This window comes from Paenibacillus sinopodophylli (genome assembly GCF_005930355.1).
Taxonomy (GTDB): Bacteria; Bacillota; Bacilli; order Paenibacillales; family Paenibacillaceae; genus Pristimantibacillus; species Pristimantibacillus sinopodophylli.
Genome location: NZ_VDBO01000096.1, coordinates 1 through 230, shown reverse-complemented (window position 1 = coordinate 230; position 230 = coordinate 1). Strand labels below are relative to the sequence as shown.

Annotated in this window: 1 pseudogene; it reads left to right on the top strand. The window is 50.9% G+C overall.

Annotation, left to right across the window (positions count from 1 at the left end):
- Positions 1-230, top strand: a pseudogene (locus tag FGT79_RS31555) (IMP dehydrogenase); the annotation flags it as partial.

Genomic DNA, 230 nt, shown 5'->3' with positions numbered 1-230 from the left:
ACAGTAACGATTGCACAGCTTGGCGCAACAGCAAGCAGCGTTTATGTAAGTGTAGCAAACGATGGTAAGCTGGAGAGCACACGAACAGTTAAAGCGTACGATGCTGAAATCACTGCAGCACCAGCAGCAGCGGCAGTAACCGCAACGAACAACGCAACAGGTACAGCAGATACAGTGAAAGTAACGGGTCTAGCAGAAGGCGATGTCGTGAACGTATACGCGGCAGCAAC